This window comes from Streptomyces sp. NPDC006134 (genome assembly GCF_040628835.1).
GTDB lineage: Bacteria > Actinomycetota > Actinomycetes > Streptomycetales > Streptomycetaceae > Streptomyces.
Genome location: NZ_JBEXTV010000008.1, coordinates 1 through 19,431, shown reverse-complemented (window position 1 = coordinate 19,431; position 19,431 = coordinate 1). Strand labels below are relative to the sequence as shown.

Genomic DNA, 19,431 nt, shown 5'->3' with positions numbered 1-19,431 from the left:
TACGGTGGTTCCTCGGTACGGTCGACTTTCGGAACGTAACGGACGCCCCCGCCCGCCCGACCGAAGTGAGAGATGATGACCGGCCGTTTGTCTCACCCCGCCCGCTCCGACGCCCGCGACAACCGCGCCCGCATCCTGGAGGCGGCCCGGGAGGTGTTCGGCGAGGAGGGGCTGGGCGCGCCCGTGCGCGAGGTCGCCCGGCGCGCGGGCGTCGGCCCCGCGACGCTGTACCGGCACTTCCCGGCCAAGCGGGACCTGATCGAGGCGGCCTTCGCCGACCAGCGGCGCATCTGCCGCACCGTCGTCCGCGACGCCCTCGCGGACACGGACCCGTGGCGGGGCTTCCGGAGCATGGTCGAGCGCATCTGCGAACTCCACGCCCGAAGCCGCGGGTTCGCCGAGACGTTCATGACCGCGTGCCCCGAGGCCTTCGACTTCGCCGCCGACCGGGAGCGGAGCCGGCGCGAGGTCACCGAACTGGCCCGCCGGGCCCGGCGGACCGGCGGGCTGGGAAGCGGCTTCGTCGTGGACGACCTGGCCCTGATGCTCATGGCCCACCGGGGCGTGCTGGACCTGCCGCCCGCCCACCGGCTCACGGCCTCCCGCCGCTTCGCCGCCTACATGATCGAGGCGTTCCGCGCCGCCTCCGGGACGGACCCACGGTCACCGCTGCCCTCGGCGCCGCGACCGCGGCGGTGAACGAGGACGGGGCCGGCGGATCGCACCGCCGGCCCCGTCCGCCGAACCGGGTGCCTACAGCACCGGCAGGTTCTTCCGCAGTTCGAACGCCGTGACCTCCGAGCGGTACTCGTGCCACTCGGCGCGCTTGTTGCGCAGGAAGAAGTCGAAGACGTGCTCGCCGAGGGTCTCGGCGACCAGGTCGCTGCGCTCCATCAGGGTCAGGGCCTCGCCGAGGTTCTGGGGGAGCGGCTCGATGCCCATGGCGCGGCGCTCGGCGTCGGACAGGGCCCACACGTCGTCCTCGGCGCCCGGCGGGAGCTCGTAGCCCTCCTCGATGCCCTTGAGGCCGGCGGCCAGCAGGACGGCGTAGGACAGGTACGGGTTGGCGCCGGAGTCCAGGGAGCGGACCTCGACGCGGGCCGAGCCGGTCTTGCCGGGCTTGTACATGGGCACGCGGACCAGGGCCGAGCGGTTGTTGTGGCCCCAGCAGATGTAGGAGGGGGCCTCGCCGCCGGCGCCGGCGGTGCGCTCGGAGCCGCCCCAGATGCGCTTGTAGGAGTTCACCCACTGGTTGGTGACGGCGGAGATCTCCGCGGCGTGCCGCAGCAGGCCCGCGATGAAGGAGCGGCCCACCTTGGAGAGCTGGTACTCGGCGCCCGACTCGTAGAAGGCGTTGCGGTCGCCCTCGAAGAGGGACAGGTGGGTGTGCATGCCGCTGCCCGGGTGCTCGGAGAACGGTTTCGGCATGAAGGTGGCCTGCACGCCCTGCTCCAGCGCCACCTGCTTCATGACCAGGCGGAACGTCATGATGTTGTCGGCCGTGGAGAGCGCGTCCGCGTAGCGCAGGTCGATCTCCTGCTGGCCGGGGGCGCCCTCGTGGTGGGAGAACTCCACCGAGATGCCCATGGACTCCAGCATGGTGATGGCCTGGCGGCGGAAGTCCATGCCGATGTTCTGCGGGGTGTGGTCGAAGTAGCCCGAGTTGTCGGCGGGGGTCGGCACCGAGCCGTCGACCGGCTTGTCCTTCAGCAGGAAGAACTCGATCTCGGGGTGGGTGTAGAAGGTGAAGCCCTGGTCGGAGGCGCGGGCCAGGGCCCGCTTGAGGACGTAGCGCGGGTCGGCGAAGGACGGGGAGCCATCCGGCATGAGGATGTCGCAGAACATGCGGGCCGTGCCCGGCGCCTCGGCCCGCCACGGCAGGACCTGGAAGGTGGACGGGTCCGGCTTGGCGATCATGTCGGACTCGTAGACGCGGGCGAAGCCCTCGATCGCGGAGCCGTCGAAGCCGATGCCCTCGTCGAAGGCCTGCTCCAGTTCGGCCGGGGCCACGGCGACGGACTTGAGGAAGCCCAGCACGTCCGTGAACCACAGGCGTACGAACCGGATGTCGCGCTCCTCCAGTGTCCGGAGCACGAACTCCTGCTGCTTGTCCATCTTCCGCTTCCCATCCTTGCTGGTCAGGCCGCCTGTCCGGTACCGCGGGAGGCGGTCGGGCACCTGGGCATCCCACCACACGGCCGTTTCGTACGCGTTGCGGACCTCGATCGGCCGGCCGACCCCGGTCTGAACACCGGGCCGGCGGTCGTGCTCGCGGCGGATGTACTGCTCTGCCGCCATCTTGCCTGCCCGGACCGACAACCGTAACGGCCGGGGCGCCCCCCGGCAGAGTAGAGGCAGGTGTTCGATCGGGCCATTCCTGGGCCCGCCCGCGTCAGATCCCGCACGGACTCTACGACAGACCCCTCCGGGCCCCTTACGATCAGCGGACTCACCGGTCCCCCCGTTCCCAGAAGGGCACACCCCATGGGTTCCGCCAAGAACAGCAGCACCGCGACGCGCAAGGCGCGAATAGAGGAGATGCAGCGTGCCGAGCGGGCGCGCGAGCGCCGGAACCGGGTGCTCACCGTCGTGACCGCCGCCGTGGTCGTCGCCGGGCTCGTCGTCGGCGGGGTCTTCCTGGTCCGGTCGCAGTCCGACGACTCCGGCTCCGGTGGCGCGGCGGCCGACGACAAGTCCGCAGGGCGCTTCGTCACCGGCGAGGACGGCGTGAAGAAGTGGGAGGGCACCCTCTCCCGCAACCACGTCGCCAAGAGCGTGACCTACCCGGTCGAGCCCCCGGTCGGCGGCGACCACAACCAGGTCTGGCTGAACTGCAACGGCGACGTCTACACCGAGGCCGTCCCCCGCGAGAACGCCGTGCACTCGCTGGAGCACGGCGCGGTCTGGGTGACGTACACCGACCGGGCGCCCAAGGCCGAGGTCGATGCGCTGGCGGCCAAGGTGAAGAAGACGCCGTACTCGCTGATGAGCCCCGACGACGAGCAGAAGGACCCGATCATGCTCACCGCGTGGGGGCACCAGCGCACGGTGACGGGCGCGAGCGACCCGGCCGTCGACGCGTTCTTCGAGAAGTTCGTCCAGGGCGAGCAGACGCCCGAGCCGGGCGCCCCCTGCACCGGCGGGCTGTCACGGTGAGGCACGCCGGGTGGATCGCGGGCGCCGCGGCGGCGGTGCTCGTCGCGGCCGGCGCGCTCACCTACGCGGTCGCCGGGGACGACGGCGCCGCGCGCACGCCCGCCGCGGACTCGGCGGACGCCGGGTTCGCGCGGGACATGGCGGTGCACCACCAGCAGGCCGTGGAGATGTCGTACCTCGTGCGGGACCGCACCGAGGACGAGGAGGTGCGGCGCCTCGCGTACGACATCGCCCAGACGCAGGCCAACCAGCGGGGCATGCTGCTCGGCTGGCTCGACCTGTGGGGGCTGCCGAAGGTGTCGTCCGACCCGCCCATGACATGGATGGGGATGGGCGGCGCCGGCGCCGGGGAGGACGGCGCGCTGATGCCGGGGATGGCCACGAACGCCGAGATGGAGCGGCTGGGCACGCTCAGCGGGAAGGCGGCGGAGGTGTACTACCTCCAGCTGATGACCACGCACCACCGGGGCGGCGTCCACATGGCCGAGGCATGCGTCGCCCGGTGCGCGGTGGGCGCGGAGAAGCGGCTCGCGCAGGGCATGGTGGAGGGGCAGGAGTCGGAGATCGGGCTGATGGCGCGGATGCTGGAGGAGCGGGGTGCCCGGCCCAGGCCGTGAGAGCGCGGGGTGCCCGGCCGAGGCCGTGAACGCGCGGTGCCCGGCACCGCCCGGCACCCGGCATCCGGTTTCGCCAGGACATCGCGTCGCTTTGACGATTAAACTGGGCGGGTGCCTCAACTACGCCTCGCTCTGAACCAGATCGACTCCCGCGTCGGCGACCTGGCCGCGAACGCCGGGTCGATCGTCCGCTGGACCCGGCACGCGGCCGGGCAGGGGGCGCACCTGGCGGTGTTCCCGGAGATGGCGCTGACCGGGTACCCCGTCGAGGACCTGGCCCTCAGGCCGTCCTTCGTGGCGGCCTCCCGCCGGGCCCTGCGGGAGCTGGCTGCGCGGCTGGCCGGGGAGGGCCTCGGGGAGCTGCCGGTCGTCGTCGGCTACCTCGACCGCTGTGAGAGCGCCCAGCCGAAGTACGGCCAGCCCGCGGGAGCGCCGCAGAACGCGGGCGCGGTGCTGCACCGGGGCGAGGTGGTGCTCGCCTTCGCCAAGCACCACCTGCCGAACTACGGCGTCTTCGACGAGTTCCGCTACTTCGTGCCCGGCGACACCATGCCCGTGCTGCGGGTGCACGGGATCGACGTGGCGTTCGCCATCTGCGAGGACCTGTGGCAGGACGGGGGGCGGGTGCCGGCGGCGCGGTCCGCGAAGGCCGGGCTGCTGGTGTCGATCAACGCCTCGCCGTACGAGCGCAACAAGGACGACACCCGGCTGGAGCTCGTGCGCAAGCGGGCCCAGGAGGCCGGGTGCACCACCGCCTACCTGGCGATGACCGGCGGGCAGGACGAGCTGGTCTTCGACGGCGACTCCATCGTCGTCGACCGGGACGGGGAGGTCGTGGCGCGCGCCCCGCAGTTCACCGAGGGGTGCGTGGCCCTGGACCTGGAGCTGCCGGCCGCGGCGGCCGACGCGCCGGACGGGGTGGTGGACGACGGGCTGCGCGTCGACCGGGTGGTGCTGTCGCCCCAGCCGCTGCCCGCGTACGAGCCGGAGCTGGCCGGGGGGTACGCGCCGCGGCTCGACGACGACGAGGAGGTCTACTCGGCGCTGGTCGTGGGCCTGCGGGCGTACGTCGTGAAGAACGGCTTCCGGTCGGTGCTGGTCGGGCTGTCCGGCGGGATCGACTCCTCGCTGGTCGCGGCGATCGCCTGCGACGCGGTGGGCGCGCAGAACGTGTACGGCGTGTCGATGCCGTCGAAGTACTCTTCCGCGCACTCGAAGGACGACGCGGCGGAACTGGCGCGGCGGACCGGGCTGAACTACCGCACCGTACCGATCGAGCCCATGTTCGACGCCTACATGGGATCCCTGGGCCTGACCGGACTGGCGGAGGAGAACCTCCAGTCGCGGCTGCGCGGGACGCTGCTCATGGCGCTCTCCAACCAGGAGGGCCACATCGTGCTCGCCCCCGGCAACAAGTCGGAGCTGGCGGTCGGCTACTCGACGCTGTACGGCGACTCGGTGGGCGCGTACGGGCCCATCAAGGACGTCTACAAGACCTCGGTGTTCCGGCTGGCCGAGTGGCGCAACCGGGCGGCGCGGGAGCGGGGGCAGACGCCGCCGATCCCCGAGAACTCGATCACCAAGCCGCCGAGCGCGGAGCTGCGCCCGGGGCAGGTCGACACGGACTCGCTGCCCGACTACCCCGTGCTCGACGCGATCCTGGAGCTGTACGTCGACCGGGACAAGGGCGCGGACGAGATCGTCGCCGCCGGGTTCGACCGGGAGCTGGTCACCAGGACGCTCCGGATGGTCGACACCGCCGAGTACAAGCGCCGGCAGTATCCGCCGGGGACGAAGATCTCGCCCAAGGGGTTCGGCAAGGACCGGCGGCTGCCGATCACGAACGGGTGGCGGGAGACCGTCTGACGGCCCCGGCCCGGCTCCGCGAGGAGCGGGGCGGGCCGGGCGGGCGGGAGTGTGTGCCGGGCGTCGCGACGCCGCGGAGATCCATCAGGAGCCCCCCTGGCCCTCCTGCCGCCGCCTCAGCTGTGCCAGCAGCTCGTGCAGCGGTTCCGTCGCCCGGCGCCGGTACTCCTGGACCGACCAGCCGTTGCCGTCGGGGTCGGTGAAGTACATGAACGTGGCACCGTCGTCCGGGGCGTACCGCACCGGCTCGGAGACCTCCAGGCCCCGTCCGACGAGCTCGGCGCGGGCCGCCTCGATGTCGGCGACGCACAGCTGGAGGCCCTGGTAGGAGCCGGGCGTGGGCCGCGGGCCCTTGGCCATCTCCCAGATCGTGTCGCCCAGCGCGATCGAGCAGCCCGAGCCCGGAGGCGTCAGCTGCACGATCCGCATGCCCGGCACGACCTCCTGGTCGATGTCGACGTGGAAGCCGACCTTGTCCCGGTAGAAGTCCCGGGCCCGGTCGATGTCGCCGACCGGCAACGGGATCACTTCGAGGGTCATGTCCATGAAGGACTCCTTCGTCGACGTCGGGCGTCAGGCGAACCGCCAGCGCGTCTGGCTGAACGGCTCCCCCTTACCGAAACCGAAAACGGTGCGCGGCGCCACCGAGTAGACGACGGCGCGCCCCGGACCGTGGCGGAAATACCCCTCCCGTACCTCGTAATGCCAGAAGTCGCCGTACTTCGCCTCCCACCCCGCGGCCAGCAGGCGCAGCCGCCCGTCGTCGGTGACGCGGACCGCCTCCCCCTCCACCACCACGTCGTAGCCCTCGTTCCAGGTGCTGACGCCCGTCGTCAGCACCACCTGCGGGTTGTGCGCCAGGTTCCGCGCCTTGCGCTCCTCGGGGCCGGTGCAGAAGTGCAGCGCGCCGTCCGACCAGACGGCCGGCAGCGGCGTCACGTGCGGCCGTCCGTCCGGCCGCACCGTCGACAGCCAGAACAGCTCCGCCTCGGTGAGCAGCGCCTGTGCCCGCGACCAGGGGACCGCGACGGCGCCCTCGCTGCTGTACCGGGGATCCAGCTCCGCCAGGGGTTCGATGGCCATGGCGTCGTCCCTTCGGTCCTTCGGCCCTTCGGTTCCGTCCTCGCCAGTGCAGACCCCGTCCGCCCCCGCAACTCATCGCCCCCCCACAACTCATCTCCCCCGCAACTCATCTCCCCCGCGCGGGAGCCCGCTTCCGCCGCTGCCGCTAGGCTCGAAGGCGCGTACGACCTTGATCCGACGGGAGGCCGGGATGACGGCGCCGGGGCGCAGGAGCAGCACCTTCACGCGACTGCTGCGACACGGTTTCACCGATCCGTCCGCCGCCGAGCGGCTCCTGGACGGCGCGGAGCCGACACCGCTGCGCAACGACCCGGTGCTGCTCGAAGCGCTCGGCGCCACCGCCGACCCCGACCTCGCGCTGCACGGCCTGGTCCGGCTGCTGGAGGCCCAGCCCGGCCCCGCCGACCGCCGCGCCCTGCTCGACACCCTGACCTCCGCCAAGCCGCTGCGGGACCGCCTGCTGGGCGTCCTCGGCGCCTCCGAGGCCCTCGCCGACCACCTGGCCCGGCACCCCGGCGACTGGCGCGCCCTGGTCACCTATGAGCCGCGCGATCTCCACCCCGGCGTGGCGGAGTTCGAACGCTGTCTCGCAGGGGCCGGCGACCCCGTCGCGCTGCGCGTCGCCTACCGGCGCTGCCTGCTGTCCATCGCCGCCCGCGACGTGTGCGGCACCATCGACGTCGCCGAGACCGCCGCCGAACTCGCCGACCTCGCCACCGCCACCTTGCGCGCCGCCCTCCGCATCGCCGAGGCCGCCGCGCCCGACGACGCCGCGCTGTGCCGGCTCGCGGTGATCGCGATGGGCAAGTGCGGCGGCCACGAACTGAACTACGTCTCCGACGTCGACGTCGTCTTCGTCGGCGAGGCCGCCGACGGCGCCGACGAGGACAAGGCGCTGCGCGCCGCCACCCGGCTCGCCTCCCACCTGATGCGGATCTGCTCCGAGACGACCGTCGAGGGCTCCATCTGGCCGGTCGACGCCAACCTCCGCCCCGAGGGCAGGAACGGCCCGCTGGTGCGCACCCTCAGCAGCCACCTCGCCTACTACCAGCGCTGGGCCAAGACCTGGGAGTTCCAGGCGCTGCTCAAGGCCCGTCCGGTGGCCGGCGACCCGGAGCTCGGCGCCGCCTACCTCGCCGCCGTCGAGCCGCTGGTGTGGCAGGCCGCCGAGCGGGAGAACTTCGTCGCCGACGTGCAGAAGATGCGCCGCCGGGTGGTGGAGAACATCCCCGCCGCCGAGGTCGACCGCCAGCTCAAACTGGGGCCGGGGGGCCTGCGGGACGTCGAGTTCGCCGTGCAGCTGCTGCAGCTGGTGCACGGGCGGGCCGACGCCTCGCTCCGCAGCCGTACGACCCTGGAGGCGCTGAAGGCGCTGGCCGCGGGCGGGTACGTGGGCCGCGCGGACGCCGCCCTGCTCGACGAGGCGTACCGCTTCCTGCGCTCCATGGAGCACCGCATCCAGCTGCACCGGCTGCGCCGCACCCACCTCGTCCCCGAGGACGAGGCCGACCTGCGCCGGCTCGGCCGCTCCCTGGGCCTGCGCACCGACCCGGTCGCCACGCTGCTGCGCGAGTGGAGGCGGCACGCCACCGCCGTACGCCGCCTGCACGAGAAGCTGTTCTACCGGCCGCTGCTCGACGCGGTCGCCCAGCTCGCACCCGGCGAGGCCCGGCTGAGCCCCGAGGCGGCCCGGGAGCGGCTGGTCGCCCTCGGCTACGCCGACCCGGCCGCCGCGCTGCGGCACCTGGAGGCGCTGGCCTCCGGCGTGTCCCGGAAGGCGGCCATCCAGCGCACCCTGCTGCCGGTGCTGCTGGGCTGGTTCGCCGACTCCGCCGACCCGGACGCCGGACTGCTCAACTTCCGCAAGGTGTCGGACGCGCTCGGCAAGACGCCCTGGTACCTGCGGCTGCTGCGCGACGAGGGCGCCGCCGCCGAGAACCTCGCCCGCGTCCTGTCCGCCGGACGGCTCGCCCCCGACCTGCTGATGCGGGCGCCCGAGGCCGTGGCGCTGCTCGGCGACGGCGACGGCGGGGGGCTGGCGCCGCGCGGGCGGGCCCAGCTGGAGCAGGAGATCCTCGCCGCCGTCGGACGCGCCGACGGGGCCGTGCAGGCGGTCACCGCCGCGCGCGGGGTGCGGCGCCGGGAACTGTTCCGCACGGCCGCCGCCGACATCGTCGGCTCCTACGGCACCGAGGCCCGGCCCGCCGAGGCCGACCAGGGCGCGCTGGTGGACCGGGTCGGGGCGGCGGTGTCGGACCTGACGGCGGCGACGCTGGCGGGCACGCTGCGGGCCGTGGTCCGGGAGGGCTGGGGGGACACCCTGCCGACCCGGTTCGCGATCATCGGCATGGGACGGTTCGGCGGGCACGAGCTGGGCTACGGCTCGGACGCGGACGTGCTCTTCGTGCACGAGCCGCGGGACGGCGTCGACGAGCGGGAGGCCGGGGAGGCCGCCCACAAGGTCGTCGCCGAGATACGGCGGCTGCTCCAGCTGCCGAGCGCCGACCCGCCGCTGCTCGTCGACGCCGACCTGCGGCCCGAGGGGAAGTCCGGGCCGCTGGTGCGGACCCTGAAGTCGTACGAGGCGTACTACCGGCGGTGGGCGCTGACGTGGGAGGCGCACGCCCTGCTGCGGGCGGAGTGCGTCGCGGGCGACGAGGAGCTCGGGCGCCGGTTCATCGAGCTCGTCGATCCGCTGCGGTATCCGGCGAACGGGCTGGACGAGGAGGCCGTACGGGAGATACGGCGGCTGAAGGCGCGGATGGAGTCCGAGCGGCTGCCGCGCGGGGCCGACCCGAAGCTGCACGCCAAGCTGGGACCGGGCGGGCTGTCCGACGTGGAGTGGACCGTGCAGCTGCTGCAGCTGCGGCACGGCCACACCGAGGCGGGGCTGCGGACCACGCGCACGCGGGAGGCGCTGGCCGCGGCGAGGCGGGCGGGGCTCGTCTCGCAGGAGCACGCGGCGGTGCTGGACGAGGCGTGGGTGCTGGCGACGCGGGTGCGCAACGCGGTGATGCTGGTGCGGGGGCGGGCGGGGGACACGTTCCCCACCGAGAGCCGGGAGCTGGCGGCCGTGGGGCGGTACCTGGGGTACGGGCCCGGGCACGTGGGCGACATGCTGGACGCGTACCGGCGGACCGCGCGGCGGGCCCGGGGGGTCGTCGAGGAGCTGTTCTACGGGGGGTGACCCGTGCCGGGCGCGTCTATGGGCTGATCCGTGCCGGGTGTGTCTACGGGCTGACCCGTGCCGGGGGCGCCGGCGCGGGGAGTGGGTCGGGGCCGTGGGGGTGCGGTTTCGTCCGTTGCCGGGGTGGGCCGGTACGGGACCGGCTAAGCGGCGGGCTGCGCCGCACCCCCGCGGCCCGCTCCCGTCGTCTCGCGGCTGCGGGCCGTCCGCGCGGGGAGGCGGGGCAGGGCGTGGGGGAGGGCGCCGTACCACAGGCGGGCCACCGTGTAGCCGAAGGCGAGGCAGAGCATGCCGCCGACCGCGTCCAGCCAGAAGTGGTTGGCCGTCGCGACGATCACCACGAGGGTGAGCGCGGGGTAGAGCAGGCCGAGGACGCGCACCCAGGGGACCGTCGCCAGGGCGAAGATCGTCAGGCCGCACCACAGGGACCAGCCGATGTGCATGGACGGCATCGCGGCGTACTGGTTGGACATGTGCTTCAGGTCGCCGGACGCCATCGATCCCCAGGTCTGGTGGACCATGACGGTGTCGATGAAGCGGCCGCCGTTCATCAGCCGGGGCGGGGCCAGCGGAAAGAGGTAGTAGCCGACCAGGGCGACGCCGGTGGTGGCGAAGAGGACCAGCCGGGTCGCCGCGTAGCGGCCGGGATGACCGCGATACAGCCACACCAGGACGCCGAGCGTCACCACGAAGTGCAGGGTCGCGTAGTAGTAGTTCATGCCGACGATGAGCCAAGTCACCGAGTTCGCGGCGTGGTTGACGGCCTGCTCGACGGCGATGCCGAGCTGGTGCTCGGCCTTCCAGATCCAGTCGGCGTTGCGCAGCGCCTGCGCCCGCTGCTCCGGTACGGCGTTGCGGATGAGCGAGTACGTCCAGTAACTCACCGCGATCAGCAGGATCTCGAACCAGAGGCGGGGCCGGCGCGGGGTGCGGAGCCGATGCAGTACACTTCGCCCCTTTTCGTCCGCGACGAGGTGGGGAACGGCCTCTTCCTGGCCTTCCGTAGTCGTCACGGTCGTCTCACCCATAGGCACAGAGTCTGCCAGAAAAGCCCTCGTCCACCGATCATCCCCCGGTCGGGTTCCGGTCGCATGTTCTACACCGGCCGGAGGTGCGTGGTTTCCTCCCCGGGCAGGGGGAAGGTACCGGTTCCTCCGTCTCGAGGACGATCCGGCGGGCGGTCAGGGGCGGTTGCCGGGGGCGGAGGCCGTGGAACCGCGCACCACCAGCTCCGGCATGAACACGAACTCGCTGTGCGGCGCAGGCGTACCGCCGATCTCCTCCAGCAGCGTGCGCACCGCCGCCTGGCCCATCGCCGGGACCGGTTTGCGGACGGTGGTCAGCGGCGGGTCGGTGAAGGCGATCAGGGGGGAGTCGTCGAAGCCGACGACGGAGATGTCCTTGGGCACGTCCAGGCCGTGCTGCCGGGCCGTCCGTATCGCGCCGAGCGCCATCATGTCGCTGGCGCACACCACCGCCGTGCAGTTCCGCTCGATGAGCGCCGAGGCGGCGGCCTGGCCGCCCTCCAGGGTGTACAGGGAGTGCTGGATCAGCTCGGACTCGATCGTCGCGGGGTCCAGGTGGAGCTGGTCCTGCACGGCGCGCACGAAGCCCTCGATCTTGCGCTGCACGGGCACGAACCGCTTGGGGCCCAGGGCGAGGCCGATGCGGGTGTGGCCGAGGGAGACGAGGTGGGTGACCGCCAGGGTCATTGCCGCCCGGTCGTCGGGGGAGATGAACGGCGCCTGCACTTTCGGCGAGAAGCCGTCGACCAGGACGAACGGCACGCCCCGCGCGCGCAGCTGCTCGTAGCGCTGCATGTCGGCGGTGGTGTCGGCGTGCAGCCCGGAGACGTAGATGATGCCGGCCACGCCGCGGTCGACCAGCATCTCCGTCAGCTCGTCCTCCGTCGATCCGCCCGGGGTCTGGGTGGCCAGGACGGGGGTGTACCCCTGCCGGGTCAGCGCCTGCCCGATGACCTGGGCCAGGGCCGGGAATATGGGGTTCTCCAGCTCCGGGGTGATCAGGCCCACCAGGCCCTCGCTGCGCTGCCGCAGCCGCACGGGGCGCTCGTAGCCCAGGACGTCGAGGGCGGCCAGCACGGACTGGCGGGTGGTGGCGGCGACGCCCGGCTTCCCGTTGAGGACGCGGCTGACGGTCGCTTCGCTCACCCCCGCCTGAGCGGCGATGTCGGAAAGCCGTGTGGTCACAGCACTGGACTGTAGCGGCCGTGTCTCCCCTTGCCCACCGACCGGGCGCCTGGTGCGGGCCGTGGCACGGCCCGATGCGTGCTGCTGCGTCATGGCGATCCCCCATGTCGTGGTCGGGCGTCCGGTCCGCAACGGATGGTCGCCCGGCGCTGAAACGTATGGCAAGTGCTTGCAGAGTCTTGCACATGTGTCCGAGGCCCCGTAGTACGGCGGAAACAGCCGTTCGGGGAGAGGGGGAGGGCGGGTCACGGAGGGATAACTCTCCGGTCCTTGCACTTTTTTTCTGCAAGGTCTTTCGTAAAGCTTTCCACGCTGTTACGTTCACGTCGCCCGACGGCGGCAACGGCGCAGTCGGCAAGTCGGCAGGAACGGCGACGGGACCGTCCCCTGCACCACTCGGGCTTTCACCCTCAAGGAGAACTCATGCGGCGTGGCATAGCGGCCACCGCGCTGGTGGCGTCCCTGGCCCTCGCGGCGACGGCCTGCGGCGGCGACGGCAGCGACAGCGAGTCGGGCGGACCGGTCACGATCACCTGGTGGGACACCTCCAACGCCACCAACGAGGCACCGACGTACAAGGCCCTCGTCGAGGAGTTCGAGGCCGCTCACAAGGACATCAAGGTCGACTACGTCAACGTCCCCTTCGACCAGGCGCAGAACAAGTTCGACACCGCCGCCGGTTCCAAGGGCGCCCCGGACGTGCTGCGCTCCGAGGTCGGCTGGACCCCCGCCTTCGCCAAGAAGGGCTTCTTCACGCCGCTGGACGGCACCGAGGCCCTCGCCGAGCAGGACAAGTTCCAGCCCAGCCTGATCGAGCAGGCGAAGTACGAGGGCAAGACCTACGGCGTGCCGCTGGTCACCGACACCCTGGCCCTCGTCTACAACAAGGAACTGTTCGCCAAGGCCGGCGTCGAGGTCCCCAGGACCTGGGACGACCTGAAGAAGGCCGCCGCCACCATCAAGGACAAGACCGGCGCCGACGGCTACTGGGGCTCCACGGCCGGTTACTACGCGCAGCCGTTCCTCTACGGCGAGGGCACCGACACGGTCGACGCCGAGGGCAAGAAGATCACCGTCGCCTCGCCCGAGGCCAAGAAGGCGTACGGCACCTGGCAGGGCCTGTTCGACGGCAAGGGCCTGCACAAGGCCGACACCACCGCCGAGGCCTACGCCCACATCCAGGACGCGTTCGTCAGCGGCAAGGTCGCCGCGATCATCCAGGGCCCCTGGGAGATCACCAACTTCTACAAGGGCTCCGCGTTCAAGGACAAGGACAACCTCGGCATCGCCACCGTCCCGGCCGGCTCCACCGGCAAGGCGGGCGCCCCGACCGGCGGCCACAACCTCTCCGTGTACGCCGGCTCCGACGAGGCGCACCGGAAGGCCGCGCTGACGTTCGTGAAGTTCATGACCTCGGCGAAGGCGCAGGAGACCATCGCCCTGAAGAACTCCACGCTGCCGACGCGCGAGGACGCCTACACCGCGAAGGTCAAGGCCGACCCCGGCATCGCGGGCTTCCAGACCGTCCTGCCCGCCGCGCGGCCCCGCCCGGCGCTGCCCGAGTACAGCTCCTTCTGGGTCCCGCTGGACGACGAGCTGCCCAAGATCGCCAGCGGCAAGGTGTCCCTGGACGAGGGGCTGAAGAACGCCGAGACGGCCATCACCAAGCTGGTGCCGGACTTCGGCAAGTGAGCCCGCACGGCCGCCGGGTCCCCCGACTCCGGGGGAGGGGACCCGGCGGCCGCCGGACTGTGCGCCGTACCCCTTGACCCGCAGGATTCCGAGAAGGTTGTCGAACCATGACAGTCGCCATCGACCGCGCGACCGGCAAGCGCCGCGGTGACCGCACGCCGAGGCCCGGACCGGGCCGGCGCCTGAAGCACGCCTACCAGAGGCACTGGTACGCCTACGCCATGATCGCGCCGGTGGTGATCGTCCTCGGCGTCCTCGTGCTGTACCCCCTGGCGTACGGCTTCTACCTCACGCTCACCGACGCCGACAGCCTCAACTCGGCCCGTACCATCGGCGTCAACGAGATCGAGGCCACCTACGAGTTCGTCGGGCTCGACAACTACGCCGACATCCTGTGGGGCGAGACCGCCTACGACCGGTTCTGGTCGCACTTCATCTGGACCATCGTCTGGACGGCGGCCTGCGTCACCCTGCACTACACCATCGGCCTGGGCCTGGCCCTGCTGCTCAACCAGAAGCTGCGCGGCCGGACCTTCTACCGGCTGATCCTGGTCCTGCCCTGGGCCGTGCCCACCTTTGTCACCGTCTTCGGCTGGCGCTTCATGCTCGCCGACGCCGGCATCGTCAACTCCGCGCTCGACGCGCTGCACCTGCCGACGCCGCAGTGGCTGGAGGACGCCTTCTGGCAGCGGACCGCCGCGATCATGGTCAACACCTGGTGCGGGGTGCCGTTCATGATGGTCTCGCTCCTCGGCGGCCTGCAGTCCATCGACGCCTCGCTCTACGAGGCCGCCGAGATGGACGGCGCCAACGCCTGGCAGCGGTTCCGCCACGTCACCCTGCCCGGCCTGCGCTCGGTCGGCTCCACCGTCGTCCTGCTCGGCATCATCTGGACCTTCAACCAGTTCGCGATCATCTTCCTGCTGTTCGGCAACACCGCGCCGGACGCGCAGATCCTGGTCACCTGGGCCTACCAGCTCGGCTTCGGACAGCAGCCGCGCGAATTCGCCCAGTCCGCGGCCTACGGCATGCTGCTGCTGGCCGTCCTGATCGTCTTCACCTCCGTCTACCGCCGCTGGCTGAACCGCAACGAGCAGCAGCTCGCGATCTGAGGCATCCATGACCACCACCACCGCCACCCAGGCGACCGGTCCGGCCGAGCAGGGCCCCGCGCCGGCCGCCGCACCCCGCAAGGCACGGCCGCGCGGCCGGCGTGGCCCGGCCGCGGCCCTCGCCTCCCACGTCGTGCTCTCCGTCGCCGGCCTGATCGCGCTGTTCCCCATCGCCTGGCTGGTCTACCTGTCCCTCGGCCCGGACAAGGACGACTACCTCCACCCCGAGCGCATCTGGGGCAAGATGACGCTCGACAACTACACGTTCGTCCTGCGGAAGACGAACTTCTTCGACTGGCTGCAGAGCTCGCTGATCGTCTCGCTCGGCACCACCGTCATCGGGGTGCTGGTCGCCGCCAGCACCGGATACGCCGTCTCGCGGATGCGCTTCCCCGGCTACCGCAAGATGATGTGGGTGCTGCTGCTGACGCAGATGTTCCCGATCGCCGTGCTCATCGTGCCGATGTACCAGATCCTGTCCGGGCTCCAGCTCGTCGACAGCTACCTCGGCCTGATCCTCGTCTACTGCTCGACCGCGGTGCCGTACTGCGCCTGGCTGCTCAAGGGCTACTTCGACACTATCCCGTTCGAGATCGACGAGGCGGGACGCGTCGACGGGCTCACCCCGTTCGGCACCTTCTTCCGGCTGATCCTGCCGCTGGCCCGGCCGGGCCTGGCGGTCGCCGCCTTCTACAGCTTCATCACCGCGTTCGGCGAGGTCGCCTTCGCCTCCACGTTCATGCTGTCCGACACGAAGTACACCTTCGCCGTCGGCCTGCAGAGCTTCGTCAGCGAGCACGACGCCCAGCGCAACCTGATGGCCGCCACCGCCGTGCTGATCGCCATTCCCGTGTCCGCTTTCTTCTACCTTGTACAGAAAAATCTGGTGACCGGCCTGACCGCGGGCGGTACCAAGGGGTGATGCCCCGGCCGGGGGACTCCCGTACGGCTGCCCGTGCGGGCGGCGGCCGCGGTGACCTCCCCCAGGCTCTTCGAGCAGGGGGAGACCTCCAGACCCCGCTGCCACCGCGGCCGCCTCGTCGTCCTCCGCCCACCCGAAGACCTCACACGCCGAAGACCGATGACACATCCGTTACGCACCAAGGACGCCATGAGCCAGCACTCCGCCCCGGCACCCTCCTCCAACCTCTTCGAGCGGGGGGGAACCCCAGCCCTGGCCGCCGTCGCCAAGCGCCGCGACTGGTGGCGGGACGCGGTGATCTACCAGGTCTACCCGCGCAGCTTCGCCGACAGCAACGGCGACGGCATGGGCGACCTGGAAGGCGTACGCACCCGCCTGCCGTACCTGCGCGATCTCGGCGTGGACGCCGTGTGGCTCAGCCCCTTCTACGCCTCGCCGCAGGCCGACGCCGGCTACGACGTCGCCGACTACCGGGCCGTCGACCCCATGTTCGGCACCCTGCTCGACGCCGACGCCCTCATCCGCGACGCCCACCGGCTGGGCCTGCGCATCATCGTCGACCTGGTCCCCAACCACTCCTCCGACCGGCACGAGTGGTTCAGGCGGGCGCTCGCCGAGGGCCCCGGCTCGCCGCTGCGGGAGCGGTACCACTTCCGCCCCGGCAAGGGAAAGAACGGCGAACTGCCGCCCAACGACTGGGAGTCCATCTTCGGCGGGCCCGCCTGGACCCGGGTCACCGAACCCGACGGCACCCCCGGCGAGTGGTACCTGCACCTGTTCGCCCCCGAGCAGCCCGACTTCAACTGGGACCACCCGGCCGTCGGCGACGAGTTCCGCTCCATCCTGCGCTTCTGGCTCGACATGGGCGTCGACGGCTTCCGCATCGACGTCGCCCACGGCCTGGTCAAGGCCGAGGGCCTGCCGGACCTGGGCGCCCACGACCAGGTGAAGCTGCTGGGCAACGACGTGATGCCGTTCTTCGACCAGGACGGCGTGCACGAGATCTACCGGCAGTGGCGCCGCATCCTCGACGAGTACGCGGGGGAGCGCATCTTCGTCGCCGAGGCGTGGACCCCGACCATCGAGCGCACCGCGCACTACGTCCGCCCCGACGAGCTGCACCAGGCGTTCAACTTCCAGTACCTGGCCACCCACTGGGACGCCGGGGAGCTGCGCGAGGTCGTCGACCGCACCCTGGAGGCGATGCGCCCGGTCGGCGCGCCGGCCACCTGGGTGCTGTCCAACCACGACGTCACCCGGCACGCCACCCGCTTCGCCAACCCGCCCGGTCTCGGCACCCAGATCCGCCTGGCCGGTGACCGGGAGCTGGGGCTGCGCCGGGCGCGCGCGGCGACGCTGCTGATGCTGGCGCTGCCCGGCTCCGCCTACCTCTACCAGGGCGAGGAGCTCGGCCTGCCCGACGTCGTCGACCTGCCGGACGAGGTGCGCCAGGACCCGGCGTACTTCCGCGGCGCCGGACAGGACGGCTTCCGCGACGGCTGCCGGGTGCCGATCCCCTGGACGCGCACGGGATCGTCGTACGGCTTCGGCGACGGCGGCAGCTGGCTGCCGCAGCCGGAGGGCTGGGGCGAGCTGAGCGTCGAGGCGCAGACCGGCGTGCCCGGCTCGACGCTGGAGCTGTACCGGACCGCGCTGGCCGTGCGCCGGGAACACCCCGGCCTGGGCGCGGGCGACGCGGTGGAGTGGCTGCGGGCGCCCGAGGGCGTGCTGGCCTTCCGGCGTGGCGACTTCGTGTGCGTCGCCAACACCACCGGCGAGTCGGTGGCGATGCCCGCGTACGGGCGGGTGCTGCTCGCCAGCGGCGAGGTGACCGAGGTGGACGGTGAGGCGAAGGTGCCCGCCGACACGACCGTATGGTGGACGAAGGACTGACGGCCGCCGCCGCTCGTCCCGAGGGCCCGCCGCTTCCCGACCGGGGAGCGGCGGGCCCTTCGGCGATCGGACGGTGGCCGGGCGGCGGTCAGGCGGTGGCCGGCTTGCCGACGCCGTGCAGCAGGGTGTCGACGACGCGCGTGGCGAGGGCGTCCACGGCGGCGTCGGTGTCCGGCGCCTGGGCCGCGGCCTCGTGGATGAGGGCGTAGTAGACGCGCCGCGCCCAGTCGAGGTCGGCGTCGGACGGGAGCAGTCCGGTGTCGCGGGCGCGGGTGAACAGCCGCTCGCACTGGGCCAGTACGTCGGCGTGCACGCGCGCGACCTCGGGATCGTCGGTGGGGAGGGCGCCCATGGCGAAACCCCATCCGATCTTCACGCGAAGCACGTTCGCGGTGGCCTGGTAGAGCGCGACGGCGGGCGGGGCGGTGTCCGGCCGTGCGGCTGTGACGGCCTCGTGGAACTGCCGGGTCGCCCATGCGGCCAGCGCCCTGATGAGCGCCTCCCGCGAGGCGAACCGCCGGTGAACGGTGGTCCGCGCGACCCCGGCGGCCTCCGCGATCTGCTCCATCGTGGCCGCCGGGTTGGCGGAGAGCACCCGCTCGGCGGCCGTGAGGATCGCGCGCACCGTGCGCTCGGTGTCGGCTCGCAGCGGCTTGGTGGAGGCGGGCGGCGCCATGAAGCGGGACCTTCCGGGACGGTGGTGACTCCATGAGTGTACGACAGTGCGGCAGGTCATCCATGACTTGCAACATTGGTGATGCATGTCTTACGTTCATTGCAACACAGCTGATGCGAGTTGTCCTGGAGGAGCGCCATGGATCTGCACTTGAACGGCAAGACCGCCCTGGTTACGGGCGCCAGTCGGGGGATCGGGCTGGCCGTCGCGCGTGCCCTGGCCGCCGAAGGCGCCCGCGTCGTCGCCGCCGCCCGCAAGCCCACCCCGGAGCTGGAGGCGGCCGGCGTGACACCCGTGGCGGTCGACCTGACCGACCCCGCCGGAGCCGAGCGCCTGATGGCCGAGGCCGTGACCGAACTGGGGGGCCTGGACATCCTCGTCAACAACGTCGGCGGCGGTGACAGTGACGTGACCGGGGGGTTCCTCGCCCTGACCGACGACCGGTGGGCGCAGATGATGGACCTGAACTTCTTCACCGGCGTCCGCGTCACCCGCGCCGCCCTGCCCGCACTGCTGGCCACCCGCGGTGCGATCGTCAACGTGTCCTCCATCAGTGCCCGCGTCCCGCACGGCGGACCCGTCGCCTACGCGGCGGCCAAGGCCGCGCTCACCGCGTTCGGCAAGGCCCTGGCGGAGGAGTTCGGCCCGCGAGGGGTCCGGGTGAACACCGTCTCGCCGGGGCCGGTCCGCACCGCCCTGTGGGAGAGCCCGGCCGGCTACGGCGCCGGACTCGCCGCGGCCATGGGCGTCCCGCACACCGAACTCCTGGCCGGGCTGCCGAAGTCGATGGGCATGCTCATCGACCGGCTCGTCGAACCGGACGAGGTGGCGGCCCTCGTCGCCTACCTCGCCTCGCCGCTCGCCGCCGCGACGACCGGCGCCGACCACCTCGTCGACGGCGGGGCGGTCAAGACCGCCTAGGCGTGGCCGCCTTCCGCGCGGCGCCCGGTCGCGGGGGGGGGGGGGGGGGCGGGGGCGCCCCGCGCCCCCCCCACAAGCCACACCCAAAGCAAAACA

At 72.1% G+C, this 19,431-nt stretch carries 16 protein-coding genes; 10 read left to right on the top strand and 6 right to left on the bottom strand.

Going from position 1 to position 19,431, the window contains the following annotated elements:
- Nucleotides 1–75: 75 nt before the first annotated feature.
- Nucleotides 76–699: a helix-turn-helix domain-containing protein gene (locus tag ABZ340_RS07095; RefSeq protein WP_358780889.1), complete on the top strand. Its 624-nt coding sequence runs from the start codon at nt 76–78 to the stop codon at nt 697–699.
- 54 nt (nt 700–753) lie between these two features.
- Here the strand turns inward: ABZ340_RS07095 and ABZ340_RS07090 are convergent, their stop codons facing one another.
- Complete coding sequence (locus ABZ340_RS07090; protein ID WP_358780888.1) at nt 754–2,115, bottom strand: glutamine synthetase family protein; 1,362 nt, start codon at nt 2,113–2,115, stop codon at nt 754–756.
- 369 nt (nt 2,116–2,484) lie between these two features.
- Between ABZ340_RS07090 and ABZ340_RS07085 the strand changes: the two genes are divergently transcribed.
- The 3 genes from ABZ340_RS07085 to ABZ340_RS07075 all read left to right on the top strand — a co-directional run bounded on the left by ABZ340_RS07085 (nt 2,485) and on the right by ABZ340_RS07075 (nt 5,639).
- Nucleotides 2,485–3,156 (top strand): DUF3105 domain-containing protein, encoded by a 672-nt coding sequence (locus tag ABZ340_RS07085; protein WP_358780732.1) that lies wholly within the window; start codon nt 2,485–2,487, stop codon nt 3,154–3,156.
- Complete coding sequence (locus tag ABZ340_RS07080; RefSeq protein WP_358780731.1) at nt 3,153–3,773, top strand: DUF305 domain-containing protein; 621 nt, start codon at nt 3,153–3,155, stop codon at nt 3,771–3,773. Before ABZ340_RS07085 ends, ABZ340_RS07080 begins: the two co-directional genes overlap by 4 nt.
- Before the next feature lie 111 nt (nt 3,774–3,884).
- On the top strand, nt 3,885–5,639 hold the full coding sequence (locus tag ABZ340_RS07075; RefSeq protein ID WP_358780730.1) for an NAD+ synthase: 1,755 nt from the start codon (nt 3,885–3,887) through the stop codon (nt 5,637–5,639).
- Between the two features lie 84 nt (nt 5,640–5,723).
- Here ABZ340_RS07075 and ABZ340_RS07070 read toward each other — a convergent pair whose 3' ends face one another.
- Both ABZ340_RS07070 and ABZ340_RS07065 read right to left on the bottom strand, forming a co-directional pair.
- Nucleotides 5,724–6,185: a VOC family protein gene (locus ABZ340_RS07070; protein ID WP_358780729.1), complete on the bottom strand. Its 462-nt coding sequence runs from the start codon at nt 6,183–6,185 to the stop codon at nt 5,724–5,726.
- Nucleotides 6,186–6,212: 27 nt separating this feature from the next.
- Nucleotides 6,213–6,722, bottom strand: coding sequence for a pyridoxamine 5'-phosphate oxidase family protein (locus ABZ340_RS07065; RefSeq protein ID WP_358780728.1), 510 nt, complete (start codon nt 6,720–6,722; stop codon nt 6,213–6,215).
- Between the two features lie 190 nt (nt 6,723–6,912).
- Here ABZ340_RS07065 and ABZ340_RS07060 point away from each other — a divergent pair, with 190 nt between their 5' ends.
- Nucleotides 6,913–9,909, top strand: a complete 2,997-nt coding sequence (locus tag ABZ340_RS07060) for a bifunctional [glutamine synthetase] adenylyltransferase/[glutamine synthetase]-adenylyl-L-tyrosine phosphorylase (RefSeq protein ID WP_358780727.1) — start codon at nt 6,913–6,915, stop codon at nt 9,907–9,909.
- 143 nt (nt 9,910–10,052) lie between these two features.
- Here the strand turns inward: ABZ340_RS07060 and ABZ340_RS07055 are convergent, their stop codons facing one another.
- Both ABZ340_RS07055 and ABZ340_RS07050 read right to left on the bottom strand, forming a co-directional pair.
- Entirely contained in the window at nt 10,053–10,937 is an 885-nt protein-coding gene (locus tag ABZ340_RS07055; protein WP_358780726.1) for a phosphatase PAP2 family protein, read from the bottom strand.
- Between the two features lie 153 nt (nt 10,938–11,090).
- Nucleotides 11,091–12,119 carry a LacI family DNA-binding transcriptional regulator gene (locus ABZ340_RS07050; protein WP_358780725.1) on the bottom strand — a complete coding sequence of 343 codons (1,029 nt, stop codon included), beginning with the start codon at nt 12,117–12,119 and terminating at the stop codon, nt 11,091–11,093.
- Nucleotides 12,120–12,542: 423 nt separating this feature from the next.
- On the opposite strand from ABZ340_RS07050, the gene ABZ340_RS07045 reads away from it, so the two are divergent.
- The 4 genes from ABZ340_RS07045 (at nt 12,543) to ABZ340_RS07030 (ending at nt 17,738) form a co-directional block, all read left to right on the top strand.
- Nucleotides 12,543–13,811 carry an extracellular solute-binding protein gene (locus ABZ340_RS07045; RefSeq protein ID WP_358780724.1) on the top strand — a complete coding sequence of 423 codons (1,269 nt, stop codon included), beginning with the start codon at nt 12,543–12,545 and terminating at the stop codon, nt 13,809–13,811.
- A 107-nt stretch (nt 13,812–13,918) separates the two neighbouring features.
- Nucleotides 13,919–14,923 carry a sugar ABC transporter permease gene (locus ABZ340_RS07040; protein ID WP_358780723.1) on the top strand — a complete coding sequence of 335 codons (1,005 nt, stop codon included), beginning with the start codon at nt 13,919–13,921 and terminating at the stop codon, nt 14,921–14,923.
- Nucleotides 14,924–14,930: 7 nt separating this feature from the next.
- On the top strand, nt 14,931–15,845 hold the full coding sequence (locus ABZ340_RS07035) for an ABC transporter permease subunit (RefSeq protein ID WP_358780722.1): 915 nt from the start codon (nt 14,931–14,933) through the stop codon (nt 15,843–15,845).
- A 189-nt stretch (nt 15,846–16,034) separates the two neighbouring features.
- Nucleotides 16,035–17,738 carry a glycoside hydrolase family 13 protein gene (locus tag ABZ340_RS07030; protein ID WP_358780721.1) on the top strand — a complete coding sequence of 568 codons (1,704 nt, stop codon included), beginning with the start codon at nt 16,035–16,037 and terminating at the stop codon, nt 17,736–17,738.
- 88 nt (nt 17,739–17,826) lie between these two features.
- On the opposite strand, the gene ABZ340_RS07025 is transcribed toward ABZ340_RS07030, so the two are convergent.
- Nucleotides 17,827–18,414, bottom strand: coding sequence for a helix-turn-helix domain-containing protein (locus ABZ340_RS07025; protein ID WP_358780720.1), 588 nt, complete (start codon nt 18,412–18,414; stop codon nt 17,827–17,829).
- Nucleotides 18,415–18,552: 138 nt separating this feature from the next.
- Here ABZ340_RS07025 and ABZ340_RS07020 point away from each other — a divergent pair, with 138 nt between their 5' ends.
- A complete protein-coding gene (locus tag ABZ340_RS07020) occupies nt 18,553–19,335 on the top strand; it encodes an oxidoreductase (RefSeq protein ID WP_358780719.1) in 783 nt (260 codons plus the stop codon).
- The last annotated feature ends 96 nt before the right edge of the window (nt 19,336–19,431 follow it).